Annotated in this window: 17 protein-coding genes; 8 read left to right on the top strand and 9 right to left on the bottom strand. The window is 71.9% G+C overall.

What is annotated here, in order from left to right:
• Nucleotides 1-154 precede the first annotated feature (154 nt).
• Nucleotides 155-934 carry a methyltransferase gene (locus tag ACFZCP_RS22810; protein WP_391429370.1) on the bottom strand — a complete coding sequence of 260 codons (780 nt, stop codon included), beginning with the start codon at nt 932-934 and terminating at the stop codon, nt 155-157.
• 199 nt (nt 935-1,133) lie between these two features.
• A complete protein-coding gene (locus ACFZCP_RS22805) occupies nt 1,134-1,958 on the bottom strand; it encodes a maleylpyruvate isomerase family mycothiol-dependent enzyme (RefSeq protein ID WP_362688950.1) in 825 nt (274 codons plus the stop codon).
• Between the two features lie 181 nt (nt 1,959-2,139).
• Here ACFZCP_RS22805 and ACFZCP_RS22800 point away from each other — a divergent pair, with 181 nt between their 5' ends.
• Nucleotides 2,140-2,958 carry a carbon-nitrogen family hydrolase gene (locus tag ACFZCP_RS22800; RefSeq protein ID WP_362688953.1) on the top strand — a complete coding sequence of 273 codons (819 nt, stop codon included), beginning with the start codon at nt 2,140-2,142 and terminating at the stop codon, nt 2,956-2,958.
• Between the two features lie 77 nt (nt 2,959-3,035).
• Here ACFZCP_RS22800 and ACFZCP_RS22795 read toward each other — a convergent pair whose 3' ends face one another.
• Entirely contained in the window at nt 3,036-3,530 is a 495-nt protein-coding gene (locus ACFZCP_RS22795) for an LURP-one-related family protein (RefSeq protein ID WP_362688956.1), read from the bottom strand.
• Nucleotides 3,531-3,561: 31 nt separating this feature from the next.
• Nucleotides 3,562-4,677: a helix-turn-helix domain-containing protein gene (locus ACFZCP_RS22790; protein WP_391429366.1), complete on the bottom strand. Its 1,116-nt coding sequence runs from the start codon at nt 4,675-4,677 to the stop codon at nt 3,562-3,564.
• 51 nt (nt 4,678-4,728) lie between these two features.
• Between ACFZCP_RS22790 and ACFZCP_RS22785 the strand changes: the two genes are divergently transcribed.
• The 3 genes from ACFZCP_RS22785 (at nt 4,729) to ACFZCP_RS22775 (ending at nt 8,264) form a co-directional block, all read left to right on the top strand.
• A complete protein-coding gene (locus ACFZCP_RS22785) occupies nt 4,729-5,115 on the top strand; it encodes a cupin domain-containing protein (RefSeq protein WP_391429364.1) in 387 nt (128 codons plus the stop codon).
• A 202-nt stretch (nt 5,116-5,317) separates the two neighbouring features.
• Entirely contained in the window at nt 5,318-6,178 is an 861-nt protein-coding gene (locus tag ACFZCP_RS22780; protein ID WP_391429362.1) for a calcium-binding protein, read from the top strand.
• Between the two features lie 232 nt (nt 6,179-6,410).
• Complete coding sequence (locus ACFZCP_RS22775) at nt 6,411-8,264, top strand: thioredoxin-like domain-containing protein (protein WP_391429360.1); 1,854 nt, start codon at nt 6,411-6,413, stop codon at nt 8,262-8,264.
• A 99-nt stretch (nt 8,265-8,363) separates the two neighbouring features.
• Here ACFZCP_RS22775 and ACFZCP_RS22770 read toward each other — a convergent pair whose 3' ends face one another.
• The 3 genes from ACFZCP_RS22770 to ACFZCP_RS22760 form a co-directional block, all read right to left on the bottom strand.
• Entirely contained in the window at nt 8,364-8,612 is a 249-nt protein-coding gene (locus ACFZCP_RS22770) for a DUF6458 family protein (protein ID WP_362688965.1), read from the bottom strand.
• A gap of 428 nt (nt 8,613-9,040) precedes the next feature.
• A complete protein-coding gene (locus ACFZCP_RS22765) occupies nt 9,041-10,363 on the bottom strand; it encodes a M18 family aminopeptidase (RefSeq protein ID WP_391429357.1) in 1,323 nt (440 codons plus the stop codon).
• Nucleotides 10,364-10,457: 94 nt separating this feature from the next.
• Nucleotides 10,458-12,284: an acyl-CoA dehydrogenase C-terminal domain-containing protein gene (locus tag ACFZCP_RS22760; protein ID WP_391429355.1), complete on the bottom strand. Its 1,827-nt coding sequence runs from the start codon at nt 12,282-12,284 to the stop codon at nt 10,458-10,460.
• Nucleotides 12,285-12,427: 143 nt separating this feature from the next.
• On the opposite strand from ACFZCP_RS22760, the gene ACFZCP_RS22755 reads away from it, so the two are divergent.
• The 3 genes from ACFZCP_RS22755 (at nt 12,428) to ACFZCP_RS22745 (ending at nt 14,481) form a co-directional block, all read left to right on the top strand.
• Nucleotides 12,428-12,901 (top strand): SseB family protein, encoded by a 474-nt coding sequence (locus ACFZCP_RS22755; RefSeq protein WP_362688974.1) that lies wholly within the window; start codon nt 12,428-12,430, stop codon nt 12,899-12,901.
• Between the two features lie 146 nt (nt 12,902-13,047).
• Nucleotides 13,048-14,019: a pirin family protein gene (locus ACFZCP_RS22750; protein WP_391429352.1), complete on the top strand. Its 972-nt coding sequence runs from the start codon at nt 13,048-13,050 to the stop codon at nt 14,017-14,019.
• Between the two features lie 195 nt (nt 14,020-14,214).
• Nucleotides 14,215-14,481, top strand: coding sequence for a hypothetical protein (locus tag ACFZCP_RS22745; RefSeq protein ID WP_362688980.1), 267 nt, complete (start codon nt 14,215-14,217; stop codon nt 14,479-14,481).
• Nucleotides 14,482-14,573: 92 nt separating this feature from the next.
• Here ACFZCP_RS22745 and ACFZCP_RS22740 read toward each other — a convergent pair whose 3' ends face one another.
• Nucleotides 14,574-14,999, bottom strand: coding sequence for an SRPBCC family protein (locus tag ACFZCP_RS22740; RefSeq protein WP_362688983.1), 426 nt, complete (start codon nt 14,997-14,999; stop codon nt 14,574-14,576).
• A gap of 247 nt (nt 15,000-15,246) precedes the next feature.
• Here ACFZCP_RS22740 and ACFZCP_RS22735 point away from each other — a divergent pair, with 247 nt between their 5' ends.
• Entirely contained in the window at nt 15,247-16,293 is a 1,047-nt protein-coding gene (locus tag ACFZCP_RS22735; protein ID WP_391429349.1) for an AI-2E family transporter, read from the top strand.
• A gap of 178 nt (nt 16,294-16,471) precedes the next feature.
• Here the strand turns inward: ACFZCP_RS22735 and ACFZCP_RS22730 are convergent, their stop codons facing one another.
• Complete coding sequence (locus ACFZCP_RS22730) at nt 16,472-18,646, bottom strand: SpoIIE family protein phosphatase (RefSeq protein WP_391429347.1); 2,175 nt, start codon at nt 18,644-18,646, stop codon at nt 16,472-16,474.
• Nucleotides 18,647-18,673 lie beyond the last annotated feature (27 nt).

Genomic DNA, 18,673 nt, shown 5'->3' with positions numbered 1-18,673 from the left:
TGCCTGCGGGTTTGCCTGCGAGGCGGGTGACTTCCCGTCCGGGATGAGGGTGACTCCCCGTCCGCGAGGCGGGTGGCTCGCCGTCCGTCCAGGGCGGCGGCCGGCCGTGGCTTTCCGGGGTTTCCCGGGTCCTCGGCCGGTGGCTTCCCGGTGCTCAGTCGGTCACGGGCACGAGGGTGAGGTAGGCGATGCCGAGGATGCCCCGGTAGGCCATCCACTGGCGGCGGTGGCGGTCCAGGCGGTCGCGGATGTCGGCGGCCTGCGGATGCTCCGGGTGCCGGGCCAGCCACACCTCCGTGTCCGCCTGGTACGCCGACTCGAACTCCTCCCACTCGTCGAGGCTCGCGGTCTCCGTCCACTCGGGGCGGAAGCCGGCCTCCACGGCCAGGTCGAGGAGGCCGGCGAGGTCGTAGTGGTCGGCGGGGGAGGCACCCGGCCACATGCGGGCGAGCTCGGACTCGGTGGGCGGGCGCTCCCAGAAACCCTCGCCCACCAGGACGCGGCCGTCGTCGGTCACCAGGCGCCGCAGCTCCCGCAGCGCCTCCGGCGTCGGCGGCTCGGCCTTGCTCAGCGCCTGGGTCGCGCCGAGGCAGAGCACGAGGTCGGCCGGGCCGCGCCGGGTGCCCTCGGCGGACTCCTCGGCGAACTCCACACGGTCCGCGAGCCCGCGCGCCTCGGCGTTGCGCCGGCCCCGGGCCAGGTCCGTACCGCTGACGTCGACACCCACCCCGTGCGCCGTCGGTACGGCGTCCAGCACGCGGAGCAGCAACTCGCCCCAGCCGCAGCCGATGTCCAGCACACTGCCGGGGCGCGTCGCCGCCAGGCGCCGGACCATCGAGGCCGCGCGGGCCTCGGAGAGGGGTCCGTGGAAGACGAGCCGGGTGAGGCGGGGCGGAAGGTCGTCGGTGTGGGCGGTCGCCGTGGCATCGGTCATGGCGCGCACGCTAGTTCCGCGACGGGACCGGCGACACCGATTATCCGACTCGCCACGGACCTACGGCCTCCCCGTACATCGGAATCCGCAGGGGGCTACGGGGTCCCCGTACATCGGATTCCCCAGGGGCTACGGGGTTCTCGTGCATCCGATTCGCCAGGGGTCTACGGCGTTCTCGTGCATCCGACTGCCCACGGGGCTACGGCGTCATCGTGAAGTTGCGCAGGATCGCCGCCGTCAGGTCCGGGTCGCCCTCCGTCTTGATGCGGTCCGCCACCGCCTCCGCGGTGACCCGGCCACAGGCCAGGCGGACGTAGGTCTCCCAGTCGAGGGTGAGGCTGGCGGCGGGGCCCAGGGCCGGGGCGGTCTCCAGGGTGCCGCGGCCCTGGATGTCCACGCGGATGGTGCGCAGGAACTCGATGGGGCCGTGCACGTCGAAGACGACGGCGGAACTGCGCGGGGCGTCCGCGTCCTTGGCGACGACCTTGGGCAGGCGCTCCAGGAGGACGTCGCGGGTGATGTGCGCGCCCGGCGAGTCCAGGTTGCCGGGGCGGCCGAGGGCCGTGCGCAGGTCCTGCTCGTGCACCCACAGGTCGAAGGCCCGGATGCGCATCGACTGTTCGAGGGTGACCTCCCTGCCCATCGCGCCGCGCACCATGGTGCCGGGCTCGCGGGACTCGTTGCGCAGCTGGCGGTTGCGGCGGATGACCGTGTACTCCAGCTCCGCCGTCATCTCCGGCGCCGTGTGGTGGCGGCGGACGTCGACCTGCATCTCCATGTAGCGCTGGTGCTCGTTGGTGACGTGGAAGAGATCGCGGGGCAGCGTGTGGATGGGGCGCGGGTCGCCGAGCATCTCGCAGTCCAGGCCGATGACGTGCGAGACCACGTCACGGACCGACCAGCCCGGGCATGGCGTCCGCCGGTTCCACTCGCCCTCCGCGAGCGTGCCCACCAATTCGGATATCGCGTCGATGGAGTGGGTCCAGGCGTCGGCGTAGGGCTGGAGGGTGGGATGCAGACTCACGGAACGGGACCCCTCGGCGGTCGGTACACGGGCAGGTGGTGGCGGCTTGCCAGCGGGAGGTGGCTGCACTCGGCGGGTGTCTTGGGTCGCTAAGTTACGCTGCTCCGAGGCACCCCGGCAGTGCTTTCGTGTGACGATCGTAGGCCCGTGTGGACGACTCGAATGCCAGGACGGTGGTAGTGTGCGCGCTTCCCTGATCCAGATCGCCGTAGACGAGGGCGAATCGGTTGCCTCTCGGCGGCGGCGGACGGCCGCGCTGGTCCGCGAGCAGGCCGGAGCCGACCTCGTGGTCCTGCCCGAGCTGTGGACCACCGGAGCCTTCGCCTACGAGGCGTTCGGACCGGAGGCCGAGCCGCTCGAAGGCCCCACGTACGAGGCGATGGCCAAGGCGGCGAGCGACGCGGGCGTGTGGCTGCACGCCGGCTCCATCCCGGAGCGCGCCCCGTCGGACAGCGGCTCGGCCGCCGAAGACGGCCCCCTCTACAACACCTCCCTCCTCTTCTCCCCCTCCGGCGACCTGGTCGCGGCCTACCGGAAGATCCATCGCTTCGGCTTCGACAAGGGCGAGGCCGTGCTGATGGGCGCCGGGCAGGACCTGGTGACGGTGCGGCTGCCCGCGACCACCCTCGGCGTGGCCACCTGCTACGACCTCCGGTTCCCCGAACTCTTCCGCGGACTCGTCGACGCCGGCGCCGAGACCCTGGTGATCCCGGCGGGCTGGCCCGAGCGGCGACGCGCGCACTGGACGCTGCTGGCTCAGGCGCGCGCGGTGGAGAACCAGGCGTTCGTGCTCGCCTGCGGAACGGCCGGGACACATGCCGGAGTTCCGCAGGCCGGTCACTCGATCGTGGTGGATCCGTGGGGCGAGGTGCTCGCGGAGGCGGGCGCCGGCGAGGAGGTCCTCACGGTCGACTTCGACCCGGCGAAGGTGGCGGCCACCCGCGAACAGTTCCCGGCCCTGAAGGACCGGATGCTGGGCCTGGAGCCGCCGCGCCGCTGAGCCCGTCCCGGGACGGCACACCCAGGGCCTCTCCTACGGATCCTGCCGGGGTGCGGGCCCCGTCCGGGTTGCGGGCCCTAGTCGTCCTCCCGCTCCTTCTGCGCCAGGTGGATCACGCACACCGCCACCGCGATCAGCAGCGCGGGGTCCGCGTCGTCGCGCACGATGTCGACGCCGTACGTGTCCCGAAGGTGCAGCCAACGGCGGGAGATCACCGCGAGGAGTTCGCCGTCGTACTCGATGGCGAACTCGTGGTCGAGGATCTTGCCGCTGACGTCCAGTTCGGTGCCGTCCACGAGCGCGACCCGGTAGTGGTTGCGCAGCAGGGACAGCCGTTTGCGCCTGATGGTGGCCAGGCCTTCGCCGTCCCGTTCGATCACCATCGTGTCGCGCAGCGCGAACATCTTCTGGTGGATGTCGACCAGGACGCGCCCACGCGTGTCCTTCAGCTCGAAGGTGTCCCGCAGCCGCATGGCCTTGCCGTCGACGAGGAACACCTTCCGGCCGTGCTCGTCCTCGATCCAGTAGTCGTCGCCGATGCCGAGGAGCCGGTCGCGTACGAGGTATCTCATGCGCTTACCGTTACCCGGCCCGACGGCTTCATCACGGAGCCACAGGCAACGGAACCGGAAACCGGACGGAAGCAGGACCGGAAGCAGGACCGACAACAGGACCGACAACAGGACCGGGATCAGCGCCGGGATCAGCGCCGGGATCAGGGCCGGAAGGCGGGGCGGACGCCGGTCCGAAGCGCTTGCGGTAGTCCGACGGGCTGAGCCCCGTCTCGCGACGCAGCCGCGCCCGCAGGTTGGCGGCCGTACCCAGGCCGCTGCGCGCCGCCACGACGTCCAGACGCTCCTCACCACGCTCGATCAGCCGACAGGCGAGCGCGATCCGCTCCCCGGTGAGCCAGGCCAGCGGAGTCGTGCCCAGTTGAGCGCGGAAGCGGCGGTGGAGGGTGGCGGGGGAGACGGCCGCGCGGGCGGCCAGGTCCGCCACCGTCAGCGGCTCGCCCAGCCGCCCCTGCGCCCAGGCCAGCAGCGGGCCGAGCGACGTGTCCCGGACCGCGGGGAGCGGCCGTTCCACGAACTGCCGCTGGCCGCCGTCCCGGTGGGCGGCGAAGACCAGGCGCCGGGCGACCGCGTTGGCGATCTCCGCGCCGTGGTCCCGGCGCCAGATGTGCAGCCCCAGGTCGAGCGCGGCCGCGCTGCCGGCGGCGGTCAGGATGTCGCCCTCGTCCACGAAGAGCACGTCCGGCTCCAGCCGCACCTTCGGGTGCAGCTTCCGGAAGGAGTCGGCCCACAGCCAGTGAGTTGTGGCCCGCCTGCCGTCGAGCAGTCCCGCTTCGGCGAGTGCGAAGCTGCCGGTGCAGAAGCTCACGACCCGGGCGCCCCGCGCGTGCGTGCGCGAGATCGCGTCCACCACGACGGGCCCGCGTGGCACCACGTTGTCGGGACGGCCCGGCACGATCAGGGTGTCGGCCTCGTCCACCGCCTCCACGCCGGGCACCGCGGTCAGCGTGAAGAAGCCGTGGTTCATCCGCACCCCGGGCGTCGGTGTGCACAGCGTCACCTCGTACAGGGGCCGGGGCAGGCCCAGTTCGGGACGCGGCAGGCCGAACAGTTCGGTGGCGACGCCGACCTCGAACGGATTCGTGCCTCCGTCGACGATCACGGCCACCCGGTGGGGTCGCGCCGGCTGAGAGGATCCTTGCGGCATGTGCGATTTCTAGCACTCGTCGGCCGGTCCGGCACCCCCGACGATGAACGCATGGAACCGATCTCCCTGGAATCTGCCCTCGCCTCCTTCACCGAGCAGTGGAGCCCCCGCATCGTCACCACCGTCAACGACTACGACGTACGCGTGGCGAAGGTCGAGGGCGAGCACGTGTGGCACGTGCACGACCACACCGACGAGTTCTTCCTGGTCCTCGACGGCGAACTGCACATCGCCCTCAGGGAGCAGGCCGGCGAGCGCACGGTCGTCCTCCCCAAGGGCTCGGTGTTCACCGTCCCGCGCGGTACCGAGCACAAGCCGTTCGCGCCCGTGCCCGCCCGGATCCTGGTCATCGAGCCCAGCGGCACCCTCTCCGTGGGCGACCGCCACGACGAGGTGCCGGACCACGTGGACGTGACGACGGGACATGCCCTCACCTGACCGGGCACCGGCATCCACCGGGACGAAGGGTGTCCTGCAATTGAACATCCGGTGCCTGTAAGGCAGTTGGCCAACCAAACGGGTGAGCCCCGGGTCGGACCCGGGGAAAGACGCACAGCTCCGCACGCTTCTCCCGGCTGTGTCGGCTGTGTCGGCTGTATCGGCTTTCTCGGCTCTATCGGCTCTCTCGGAGGTTCCGTCCATGCCCTCTCGTCCCGCCCGCCGTCGGGTGATACGCGCTGTTCCCGCGGTGACGCTCGCTCTCGGTGCGGCCCTCGCCGTGCCGCTCACCCTGGCCGGCCCCGCCAATGCGGCGACGGCACCGGCCACCGCCGCGGTCAACCAGTACGACTGGCAGCTCACCTACCAGGCCGCCCCCGGCCAGACCAACAAGGCCACCGTCACCGCCTCGCTCACCGCCGACCGCACCGGCATCACGTACGTGATCGACGACGTCGTCCCGATCAGCGCGGGACACGACTGCGCCCACCCCACCGCCTCGGACCGCACGAAGGTCTCCTGCACGGTCACCAGCGTGGACAGCCAGGACCCGTACGCCGCCCTGGTCATGGACCTCGGCGACCGCGACGACACGGTCACGTACAAGAACACCACCGACCAGGTCTACTCCTACGCCCAGATCTCGCTGGGCGCCGGCAACGACCGGGCGACCGACTCCGGCCGCCTCGACGGTGCCTATGTCTCGGGCGACGCGGGCGACGACACCCTCACCGTGGGCGCGGAGGGCCTGGCCTGGGGCGGCGACGGCAACGACACGATCAACGCGAGCGGTGGCGACAACATCGTGCAGGGCGGCAAGGGCGACGACACGCTGCACGGCGGCACCGGAGACCAGTACCTGTCCGGCGACGACGGCAAGGACACGATCTCCGGCGGAACCGGCGCCGACACCCTGAACGGCGGCAAGGGCAACGACGTCCTGTACGGCAATGCCGGCAACGACCGGCTGTACGGCAACAGCGGGAACGACCGGCTGTACGGCGGCGCGGGCCGCGACATCCTCTCCGGCGGTCCCGGCACGGACGTGGTCCGCCAGGACTGACGGGCACTACGGCAGGGCAGCGCGGGCGTCGGTCGCCGACCTGGTGTTCCACGCGGTGGCGGATGCACTCGTCCGGACGGGACCGGGCTGTCGCCACCGCCGCGCCCACCAGGTCGTGCGACTCCGGCGGGCAGGCCGGCTTCCCGAGCGGCGGACCCGGCAGGATGCAGCGGCGGACCCGGCAGGATGCAGCGCCGGACGTCCGGCCCTGCCCGGATGGCAGGCTTGAAGCATGAACGATGCCGCCCCGGCCCCCGCCCCTGCGCCCGCACCCCGCCGACGTGCCCGTGTCCGTGCTCCCGAGCTGGTCGGGAAGGGAGGGTGGCTGAACACGGGAGACAAGCAGTACACCCTGGCCGACCTGCGCGGACGCATTGTCGTGCTGGACTTTTGGACCTTCTGCTGCATCAACTGCCTGCATGTCCTGGACGAGCTGCGGGAGTTGGAGGAGAAGCACCGGGACACGGTGGTGGTGATCGGCGTGCACTCGCCGAAGTTCGTGCACGAGGCCGAGCACGAGGCGGTCGTGGACGCCGTGGAGCGGTACGGCGTGGAGCACCCGGTGCTGGACGACCCGGAGCTGGCCACCTGGAAGCAGTACGCGGTCCGGGCCTGGCCGACCCTCGTGGTGATCGACCCCGAGGGATACGTGGTCGCCCAGCACGCCGGTGAGGGCCATGTGCACGCCATCGAGCGGCTGGTCGAGCAGCTGGAGGCCGAGCACGGGGCGAAGGGCACCCTGCGCCGCGGTGACGGTCCGTACGTGCCGCCCGAGCCCGAGCCGACGGTGCTGCGCTTCCCCGGCAAGGCGCTGCTGCTGCCCGGCGGGACCTTCCTGGTCAGCGACACCACCCGGCACCAGCTGGTGGAGCTGGCGGAGGACGCCGAGACGGTCGTGCGGCGGTTCGGCAGCGGCGTGCGCGGGTTCGCCGACGGCGGCGCCGGCAAGGCCTCCTTCAGCGAGCCGCAGGGCCTCGCGCTGTCCGAGGACGGTACGGCGGTGATCGTCGCCGACACCGTCAACCACGCCCTGCGCCGCCTGGACCTCGCCACCGGCGCGGTGTCCACCCTGGCGGGCACCGGCAGGCAGTGGTGGCAGGGGTCGGCGACCTCCGGTCCGGCCCGTGAGGTGGACCTGTCCTCGCCGTGGGACGTGGCCGTCTTCGGCGGCCGGGTGTGGATCGCGATGGCCGGTGTCCACCAGCTGTGGACGTACGACCCGGCCACGCAGACCGTGGCCGTGGCGGCGGGCACCACCAACGAGGGCCTGGTGGACGGCCCCGGGGCCGAGGCCTGGTTCGCTCAGCCCTCGGGCCTCGCGGCCACCGCGGACCGGCTCTGGCTCGCCGACTCCGAGACCTCGGCGCTGCGCTGGGTGGACCTGGACGGGCACGTCCACACCGCCGTCGGCACGGGCCTGTTCGACTTCGGCCACCGGGACGGTGCCGCCGGGCAGGCCCTGCTCCAGCACCCGCTGGGCGTCACCGCGCTGCCCGACGGCTCGGTCGCGGTCGCCGACACCTACAACCACGCCCTGCGCCGCTACGACCCCGCCACCGGCGAGGTCAGCACCCTCGCCACCGATCTGCGCGAGCCCAGTGACGCGGTGCTCGTCGGCGAGGACATCGTGGTCGTGGAGTCGGCGCGGCACCGTCTGACCCGGCTGCGGCTGCCCGAGGAGGCGGTCCGTGTGGAGTCGGTCGTCCACCGCACCCGGCGCGCGGCGACGGAGGTCGCCCCCGGTCCGCTCCTGCTGGACGTGATCTTCCAGGCTCCGGCGGGCCAGAAGCTGGACACCCGCTACGGCCCCTCGACCCGGCTGCTGGTCTCCTCGACCCCGCCCGAGCTGCTGCTCAAGGGCGAGGGCGCGGACACCGAGCTGTCACGTGAGCTGGAGCTGAACCCGGCGGTCGCACAGGGTGTCCTGCACGTCTCCGCGATGGCCGCCTCCTGCGACGACGACTCGGCCGGGGGAGAGTATCCGGCCTGTCACGTCCACCAGCAGGACTGGGGTGTCCCGGTCCTGCTCGCCGAGGGCGGCGCGCACCGGCTGCCGCTGGTGCTGGCCGGGATGGACGAGCAGTGACCGGGGCATCGCCGGCCGGGGAACCGTTGACCGGGAGTCCCCGGCCGGGAAACTGCCGGCCGGGGAACCGTTGACCGGACGACCGTCGGCCGGGGAGCGTCAGGCGCCGTAGCCGTCGGTGTAGCCGCCGTGGTGAGGGCGGTGGTGTTCCTCCTCGACCACCGGCGTCGAGGGCACCACGACCCGCCGGCGCCGGGCGATGCCGCTGAACGTCGCGGTGCCGATGAGTCCGACGGCCATCAGGATGAGGCCGACGACGTTGAGGTCGACTCCCTGCATGTGCCAGTCGGTCGCGAACGTGAGGATGGCTCCCACGGCGATCAGGATGATGCATCCGCCGAGACCCATGAGTCCTCGCCTCCCCTGCCGGTTGCGGAATCTGCGGAGCTGTCCGGGTACCCGGTGTCGCCCCGGACATGCCCGCGCCCGCCCCGGACAGGGCCTCGGCCGCCCCGGACATGCCCGGGGCGGGTGCACTGTGACGGGGGATCAGCGCACGTCGGCGTGGTCCTCGTGGCCGGTCGCCGCGTGCGGCTCCGGTGCCGGGCCGGACGCAGGCCGGCCGCCGAGCGGGCGCAGGAGAGCGCCGGGGCTCTCTTTCGCCCGTGCAGGAAGCGGCAGGGATCTCTTTCGTACACGCAGTCCCGCAGCGGGGCCACGGATGCGCGGATCGTTGAAGGGCGAGGCGGATCGTGCGCCGCGGGAACCCTGGTCGGGCAGGTCCGAGGACAGCGGCGGCGCAGAGGGCGCGGGTGGGCGGCCCGGGGCGCCGGGCCTCAGCCCTCCAGGAACGCCGTCAGCGCGTTGGCCAGCAGGAACGGGTCGTCGGCGCCGCACAGCTCGCGCACGCTGTGCATCGACAGGATCGCCACGCCGATGTCCACGGTCCGGATGCCGTGCCGGGCCGCGGTGATCGGGCCGATGGTGGTGCCGCAGGGCATGGAGTTGTTGGAGACGAAGGACTGGAAGGGCACGCCCGCCTTCTCGCAGGCGGCGGCGAACACCGCGCGGCCCGAACCGTCCGTGGCGTAGCGGTTGTTGACGTTGACCTTGAGGATCGGGCCGCCGTTGACGCGCGGGTGGTGCGTCGGGTCGTGCCGCTCCGCGTAGTTGGGGTGGACGGCGTGGCCCGTGTCGGAGGACAGGCAGACCGTGCCGGCGAAGGCGCGGGCCCGGTCCTCGTAGGAACCGCCGCGCGCGAACACCGAGCGCTCCAGCACCGTGCCGAGCAGCGGGCCGTCCGCGCCGGTGTCCGACTGCGAGCCGTTCTCCTCGTGGTCGAAGGCGGCCAGGACGGGGATGTGGGTGAGCGGGGCGCCGGAGGTCGCGGCGGCGGCCAGGGCGGCCGCGCCCGCGTGCACCGACAGCAGGTTGTCCATGCGGGGCCCGGCGACCAGCTCCCGGTCCCGGCCGAGGTACGCGGGCGCCTCCACCGGGTGCGTCATCAGGTCCCAGCCGGTCACCGAGCCCGCCGCAAGACCGCCCTCCGCCTCCAGGAAGGCGATCAGGTCGCCGTCGCGCGGGTCCCGGCCGAGCCCCCACACCGGCTGCAGATGGCGCTGCTTGTCCAGCTTGAGGCCCTCCGAGGACACCGAACGGTCCAGGTGGATGGCGAGTTGGGGCACCCGCAGCAGCGGCCGGTCCACGTCGACGAGGACCGAGGAGCCGTCGCGCAGGGTCAGCCGGCCGGCCAGGCCCAGGTCCCGGTCGAGCCAGGAGTTCAGCAGCGGGCCGCCGTAGATCTCCACCGCCACCTGCCGCCAGCCGTGCGCACCGGTGTCCGGCTGCGGCTTGACGCGCAGGTTCGGCGAGTCGGTGTGCGCGCCGATGATGCGGAAGGGGGTGTGTGCCGCGGCGCCCTCGGGGACGTACCAGGCCACGATCGCGCCGCCGCGCAGCACATACCTGCCGCCGCTCCCCGAGGCGGAGGCCGCCGATGCCTCCGTGTCCCAGGCATCCGTCTCCGCGACCTTCCTGAAGCCCGCCTTCTCCAGCCGCTCGGCGGTGTTCGCCACGGCGTGGTACGGCGACGGGCTCGCCGCCAGGAAGGACATGAGGTCGTCGGTGTGGCCGCGGTCGAAGCGGGCTGGTGCGCTCATGGGGCTTACCTTAACGACGTGCGTGGGCCCGCCCCCGGGACGGGAGCGGGCCCACGCAGGCGATCAGTGGGTGCGGAGCGGGGCCTTGTGAGGCCTAGAAGGCAGCCTCGTCCAGCTCCATCAGGTCGAGCCCGACGTTCTCCGAGATCTTGCGGGCCAGAGTGACGCCCGGCAGGACGTTGGCCGCGAAGAACTTCGCCGCCGCGATCTTGCCGGTGTAGAACGCCACGTCCTTGGATGCGGCCGTCTGCAGCTTCTCGGCGGCCACGGCGGCACCCTTGAGCAGCAGGTAGCCGACGATCACGTCACCGGAGGCGAGCAGCAGGCGGGTGGTGTTCAGGCCCACCTTGTAGATGTTCTTGACGTCCTGCTCGGTGGCGGCGAGGTCGGTCAGCATCAGACCGACGATCGCCTCCAGCTCCACGGCCGCCTTCGCGAGGTGCTCGCGGGCGCCCGCCAGCTCCTCGCCGCCGGTGCCCAGCGCCAGGAACTTCTTGATGTCCTCGGCGAGGCCGTTGAGCGCGGCGCCCTGGTTGCGGACGATCTTCCGGAAGAAGAAGTCCTGGCCCTGGATCGCCGTGGTGCCCTCGTACAGGGTGTCGATCTTGGCGTCACGGATGTACTGCTCGATCGGGTACTCCTGCAGGAAGCCGGAGCCGCCGAAGGTCTGCAGCGACTGGGCGAGCTGCTCGTAGCCCTTCTCGGAGCCGTAGCCCTTCACGATCGGCAGGAGCAGGTCGTTGAGCGCCTCCTCGGTGGAGGCGTCCTCGCCGGTCGCCTCCTTGACCGCGATCGTGTCCTGGACGGCGGCGGTGTGCAGGACGAGGGCGCGCATGCCCTCCGCGTACGCCTTCTGCAGCATCAGCGAGCGGCGCACGTCCGGGTGGTGCGTGATGGTGACCTTGGGCGCGGTCTTGTCCATGAACTGCGCCAGGTCCGGACCCTGGACGCGCTCCTTGGCGTACTCCAGCGCGTTGAGGTAGCCCGTCGACAGCGTGGAGATCGCCTTCGTGCCGACCATCATGCGGGCGAACTCGATGATGCGGAACATCTGGCGGATGCCGTCGTGCTTGTCGCCGATCAGCCAGCCCTTGGCGGGGTGGCGGTCGCCGAAGGTCATCTCGCAGGTGTTGGAGGCCTTCAGGCCCATCTTGTGCTCGACGTTGGTGGCGTAGGCGCCGTTGCGCTCGCCCAGCTCGCCGGTCTCGAAGTCGAAGAGGTACTTCGGGACGAGGAAGAGGGACAGGCCCTTGGTGCCGGGGCCGGCACCCTCGGGACGCGCCAGCACGTAGTGGAGGATGTTCTCCTCCATGTCGTGCTCACCGGAGGTGATGAAGCGCTTCACGCCCTCGATGTGCCAGGAGCCGTCCTCCTGCTGGATCGCCTTGGTGCGGCCGGCGCCCACGTCGGAGCCGGCGTCCGGCTCGGTGAGCACCATGGTGGAGCCCCAGGTGCGGTCGACCGCTATCTGCGCCCACTTCTTCTGCTCCTCGGTGCCCTCCTCGAAGAGGATGCGGGCGAACGCCGGGCCGGAGGAGTACATCCACACGGCCGGGTTCGCGCCGAGGATCAGCTCCGCGTACGCCCAGATCAGGGACGGCGGGGCGGTGGTGCCGCCGATCTCCTCGGGCAGGCCCAGGCGCCAGTACTCGGAGTCCATGAAGGCCTTGTAGCTCTTCTTGAAGGACGCCGGGACCGGAGCGGTGTTCGTCTCGGGGTCGAAGACCGGCGGGTTGCGGTCGGCGTCGGTGAAGGACTCGGCCAGCTCGTTCTCCGCGAGGCGCGTCAGCTCCTCCAGGACGCTCTTGGCGGTGTCGGTGTCCATCTCCTCGAACGGGCCGGTGCCGTACAGCTTGTCGCGGCCGAGCACTTCGAAGAGGTTGAACTCGATGTCGCGGAGATTGGACTTGTAGTGCCCCATGGTGACGGCTCCGTATAGGACTCGGCGAGGCACTGACTCCTCGCAACTGGTTCACGTACCAACAAGTAGCTCCGATGATGCTACCCGTCGGTAATAAGAAGCAACCCCGAACCGGTCATCTGTGACTCAGTACGCTTACGCCCATGTACGGCTACGACCAGAACCCGGGCGCTCAGCAGCAGTACGCCCCGCCCCCGCAGCAGCCTATGGCGGGCGGTGTCGGCGGCTACGGTCAGCAGCCGCTGTACCCCGAGCCGTCCCCGCCCTCGCTCGCGGACGCGGTGCGCGCCTTCACCACCGGGCAGATGTCCGCCGAGGACTTCCAGCAGATCTTCGCCACGTCGAAGGTGTACTGCCCGCGCGGTGACACTCCCGGCTTCCTCGCCCTGCACAACACCCAGCAGCCGGTGATCCCGATGTTCACCTCGCTGAAGGAGCTGCGCCGGTACGCGGGCAAGGAGTCCAAGTACTTCGTGATCACCGGCGCGGAGGTGATCGACCTGCTGCCGACCGGCTACGGCTGTGTCCTGGACATGGAGGGCGAGCACCGGATGGTGTTCGACGCCAAGGCGGTGGAGCAGATGGTCGACTTCGCGATGCGCCGGATGTACGGCTAGGTACCGCCCTCGCGCGGACGGCGGCCGGGACGCCCGGATCCGCCCGCCACGGTGGAGCCCGGAGGGAATTCCCTCCGGGCTTTCTCTGTTGGGAGTGGCGGAAAGTTCAATGCTCAACTAAAGTGGGCGCACAAGGAGGTACGACCATGCCTGCAGTGACCGTCGAGAACCCGCTGACGCTGCCCCGGGTGGGCGCCCCGGCCGACGCCGTGGCCCGCCCCGTACTGGCCGTCACGACCGCTCCGAGCGGTTTCGAGGGCGAGGGCTTCCCGGTGCGCCGGGCGTTCGCCGGGATCAACTACCGCCACCTCGACCCGTTCATCATGATGGACCAGATGGGCGAGGTGGAGTACGCGCCGGGCGAGCCCAAGGGCACCCCCTGGCACCCGCACCGCGGCTTCGAGACCGTCACCTACATCATCGACGGGATCTTCGACCACCAGGACTCCCAGGGCGGTGGCGGCACCATCACCAACGGCGACACCCAGTGGATGACCGCGGGCTCGGGCCTCCTGCACATCGAGGCCCCGCCGGAGCACCTCGTCGTCTCCGGCGGCCTCTTCCACGGCCTCCAGCTGTGGGTGAACCTCCCGGCCAAGGACAAGATGATGCCCCCGCGCTACCAGGACATCCGCGGCGGCAGCGTCCAGCTGCTGGCGTCCCCCGACGGCGGCGCGCTGCTCCGTGTCATCGCGGGCGAACTGGACGGCCACCAGGGTCCCGGCATCACGCACACGCCGATCACCATGATCCACGCGACCGTCGCCCCGGGCGCCGAGGTCACCCTGCCCTGGCGCGAGGACTTCAACGGTCTCGCCTACGTCCTCGCGGGCCGCGGCAGCGTCGGTGCGGAGCGCCGGCCCGTCCACATGGGCCAGACCGCCGTCTTCGGCAGCGGATCCTCGCTGACCGTGCGCGCGGACGAGAAGCAGGACGGGCACACGCCGGACCTGGAGGTCGTCCTCCTCGGCGGGCAGCCCATCCGTGAGCCCATGGCGCACTACGGGCCGTTCGTCATGAACACCAAGGACGAGCTGATGCAGGCCTTCGAGGACTTCCAGAAGGGCCGCCTCGGCACGATCCCGGCCGTGCACGGCATGACCGAGGGCGGGCTGTAACCCCTTCGGCGACCGAGTCGGCCGGCACTCGGCGAAGCCCCGCCCGGGACCTTGTGGTCCCGGGCGGGGCTTTCGTCGTACCGACACGCCGGGGCGGCGTGTCGTGATCCGATTTGTGTGTATTTCGTATTAATCTCCGTGACTGTAAGGGGTCGATCTGTGGCAGACCGTATCCACCCACTCCATGGAGATGACATGCACAAGCTTCGCAAGACCGCCGTTCTGGTCGTTGCCCTCGGCAGCGTAGGACTCCTCGGCGCGGGCACCGCCCACGCCGACGGCTCCGGCCGCCACGTCATGCAGAGTTCCAACTGCAAGTCGCACGACCTGGACCTCGACCTCCTCGGCGAGGTCGGGATCCTCAACGGCCTGTTGGGCAACGCGCTCAACGGCGAGGGCAACCCCGGCGCGCAGTACACCCACAACGGCTCCAGCATGGGCTGCGACGACCGGGGCTGGTGACAAGAGGACGGTTCAGCACCGCTTGTCCGGTGGCAAGTGGCTGATCCCCTGTGCGGCAACCCCCGAAGGGCCCGGCCCCTCGGGGGTTGCCGCTATCCCTCCACCAGGGTCTTGAGCTGCTTCAGGTCGCCACGCACCGTGTTCTCGATCCGGTGGACCTGGGCCATTCCTCCCGGACCGCCGAAGGCGTCGTGGATGTCCGCCGGCTCGTACTCGATCCGGATCTGCACCTGGCTGTGGTCCTGGTCCAGCGACCGCACCGAGAAGGCGCCCTTCAGCTCCGGGCTGCCCTGCGTCTGCCAGGTGATGATCTGGTCGTTGCCGCGGTCGGCGAGGACAGCCTCGAACTCCCGCTGCACACCTCCGGTCTGGACGTCGAGACGGGCGCGATTGCTGCCCCGCGCATAGGCGCGTCGGACGCCGTCGATGAATGTCGGATAGGACTCGACGTCGTGCAGCTGGTCCCAGACCTTCCGGGCGGGGGCGTCGATGTCGATGTGCTCTTCGAGCCTGCTCATCGCGAACCTCACCTCCTGGCCCGGTGGACCGGGCCCCTCGGGTCCTTCCAGCCTGCGCCGCGGTCCGGACCCCCGGCAACCACAGACCCGCACGGCGCCCCGCGGGCCCGTCCCCGCGCGTGACTGGCAGCGGGATCGCCGGGACCGACCGGCGGGGTCGATCGGCAGGGTCGGCCGGCAGGCGCGGCCTCACCCGGCCGGACCCGCGCGGCGGGACAGCCGCGGCACCGCGTGGTGCGCTGGAAGCGTGTCGCTGCTGCCCGAGCCCGTCCGCCGACTCGCCGCCTGGTGCGCCGTGCTGCTGCTCGTCGCCGGGGTCGGGTGGGTGGGGGTGCAGCTGTGCGCGGAGTTCCGCACCGCCGTCACGCCCGTGCTGCTCGCCCTGCTGGGCACCGCGCTGCTCGGCCCCCTGTACCGGAGACTGGTCACGGCCGGGATGCAGCGCTCGCTCGCGGCCGGGCTGACCTGTGTGGCCGTGGTGGTCGTCGTCGGCGGCGCCGTCTACATCGTCGTCGCCGCCCTCATCGACACCGGGGACCAGATCGTCGCCTCGCTGCGCAGCGCCGCCAGGGCCGTCGCCCAGCACTTCGGAGCCGCGGGAACCGGGCTCGACGACCTCGCCCGCAACGCGCGCACACTGCTGAGCAGGTTCGGCGGGACCGCCGCCTCCAATGTCATCAGCGGGGTCAGCGTGGTCGGCGAGTCCCTCGCGATCGCGGTGCTCGCGCTGCTGCTCGTCTTCTTCTTCCTGCGCGACTCGCACCGGGTGGTCGGGAGTCTGCGTTCCCTCGCGCCCGGCGACACCGCCGACCTCCTGGAGGCGACCGCACGGCGCGCCTACGGGGCCGTCGAGGGGTTCATGCGCGGGACCACCCTCATCGCCCTCATCGACGCCGTCTGCATCGGCGTCGGCCTGCTGGTCCTGCGGGTGCCCGGCGCGGTCGGCCTCGCGGCGCTGGTCTTCGTCACCGCCTACATCCCCTACCTCGGCGCCTTCCTCTCCGGCGCGGTGTCCGTGCTGGTCGCCCTCGCCGACCGCGGGTTCGTCATCGCGCTGTGGGCGCTCGGGGTCGTCCTCGCGGTGCAGGTGCTGGAGGGGCACGTGCTCCAGCCGGCCATCCAGAGCCGGACCGTGCAGATGCATCCCGCGGTGGTGATGCTGACGATCACGGCCGGGGCGTCCGTCGCGGGCATCCTCGGCATGCTGCTCGCGGTGCCGCTGACCGCGGCCGCCTTCGCGGTCGTCCACGAACTGCGGGTGCGCTACGGGGTGCCGGAGCCGTCGGACCCCTAGCCCGGCGGGGCGTGGCCGGTGCGGGCCTGTCGGAGTCGTGGTTTCGGGGGTGCTGTGGGCGGTGGGGCCCGTCGGACGCGTGGCTTCGGTGCGCTGCGGCCCGTGCCGGCCTGCCGGAGTCGTGGTTTCGGGGGTGCTGCGGCCGGTGCGGCCCGCTCGGACGCGTGGCTTGCCGGGGCTACGGACCGGCGCGGGCCCCGTCGGACTCGTACAGCTCGAACCAGATGCTCTTGCCCTCGCCGCGCGGATCCACCCCCCACCCGTCCGCGAGCAGCTCGATCAGCACCAGGCCGCGTCCGGAGGAGGCCAGCTCCCCCGGGCGGCGCAGGTGCGGGAGGTCGTCGCCGCCGTCCGTGACCTCCACCCGCAGCCGGCGCCCGGCCGGTCCCCCGGTGACCTCGGCGAGCAGCAGCGCGTCGGCGTCGGTGTGCACGAGGACGTTGGTGACCATCTCGGAGACCAGCAGCACCGCCGCGTCCACCTGCTCGGCGCCGGTCCAGTCGTGCAGCAGCTCGCGCAGGTGCCGGCGGGCCTCGGCGATCCGCTCGGGCTCGTCCTGCGCCACCGACAGCAGCGTGCGCCGCACCCGTGACCCCGGCGCGACCGTGCCGCCGTGGGCCGGGTCCGCCTCGGGCCGGGACAGCAGCAGTACCGCTATGTCGTCCTCGCGGCGGTCGGCCAGCGGGCCGGTGGTGTGGTGCGAGGACGGCCCGTGCACGCCCTGCACCAGCGCGTCGGCCAGCACCTCCAGGCCGCGCCCGGGATCCGCGTCGCACCCCTCGAAGTCCTCCAGGATCGTGCGGATGCGCCGCCAGCCGCTCTCCAGGTCGTGGCCGCCGGTCTCGATCAGGCCGTCGGTGCACAGCACCAGGGTCTCGCCGGGCTCCAGCGCGAACCGGGTCGTCGGATAGTCGGCGTCCGGGTCGACGCCCAGCGGCAGCCCGCCCGAGGTCGGCCGCATCATCACCGTGCCGTCGGCCATGCGGATCGCCGGGTCCGGGTGCCCTGCGCGGGCGATCTCCAGCATGCCGGTGGCGGGATCCACCTCCGCGTACAGGCAGGTCGCGAAGCGCAGGTCGGTCAGGTGCTCGTCGTGCGTGATGCCGTGCAGGAAGCGGGAGGCGCGGGTGAGTACGGCGTCCGGGCGGTGGCCCTCGGACGCGTAGGCGCGCAGCGCGATGCGGAGCTGGCCCATGAGGCCCGCCGCGCGGACGTCGTGCCCCTGGACGTCCCCGATGGCCAGCGCGAACCTGCCTCCCCGGGCCTTCGTCCGCAGGCTGCCCCCGGGCAGCGGGATCAGGTCGTACCAGTCCCCGCCGACCTGCAGCCCGCCGCCGGTCGGGATGTAGCGGGCGGCCACCTGCATCCCGGGGATCTCGGGACCCAGCGAGGGCAGCATGGAGCGCTGCAGGCCCTCGGTCAGCTCCCGCTCCGACTCGGCCGCGCCCGCCCGGGTCAGGGCCTGGGCGAGCATCCGGGCCACCGTCGTCAGGACGGCGCGCTCGTCCGGGGTGAACGCCACCGGATAGGTGAAGGCCGCCATCCAGGCGCCCATGGTGCGCCCGGCCACCGTCAGCGGCAGGAACGCCCACGAGTGGCGGCCGAAGGGCCGGGCGAGCGGCCAGGTGATCGGGTAGCGGGTCCGGTAGTCGCCCGGCGAGGACATGTACACGGCCCGGCCGGTGCGCACGACCTCGGCCGCCGGGTAGGCGGTGGTCAGCGGCATGTGCGAGAAGGGGTTCATGTCGCCGGGCTCGTGCCCGTGCTGGCCGATGATCGTCAGCCGGTCGCCCTCGGCCCCGAACACCACGAGCCCGTCCGGGGAGAACCCCGGCATCGACAGGCCGCCCGCCACCCGCAGCACCTCCGCGGTGGACCGTGCCTCGGCCAGCGCCCGGCCCGCGTCCAGCAGGAACGCCTCCCGGGAGCGCCGCCAGTCCCCGGTGACCGCGGAGCGGGCCGCGGTCGTGCCCGGGGTCGGCTCGGTGACCTCCTGGAGGGTGCCGATCAGCTCGTACGCCTGCCGCTCGGGGTCGTAGGACGGCTTCGAACGGCTGCGGACGACCCGGACGACCCGCCCCTGCTCGTCCATGATCCGGATGCGTACCTCGGCGAGCGTGCCCTCGGCGGCCGCGAGCCGGACCACCCCGGTGATCTCGTTCCAGTCGACCGGATGAAAACGGGCCCGGGTCTGGCCCTCCGTGAGGGTGGTCGCCTCCGCGGGCAGCCCGAGCAGCCGCGCCGCCTCCGCGTCCACGGTGACCAGGCCCGTGGCCGTGTCCCAGCGCCACAGTCCGGTCGCGAGGGCGCCGAGGACGTCACCTACGGACGGTAGGGGCTCGCCAGTGCGCATTGCCCCACTTTAAGAAGATCTTATGGA

The organism is Streptomyces sp. NPDC007971, assembly GCF_042958635.1.
Lineage (GTDB): Bacteria > Actinomycetota > Actinomycetes > Streptomycetales > Streptomycetaceae > Streptomyces.
Note: the sequence above shows the minus strand (reverse complement) of the source record. Positions and strands in the feature narration are given on the sequence as shown.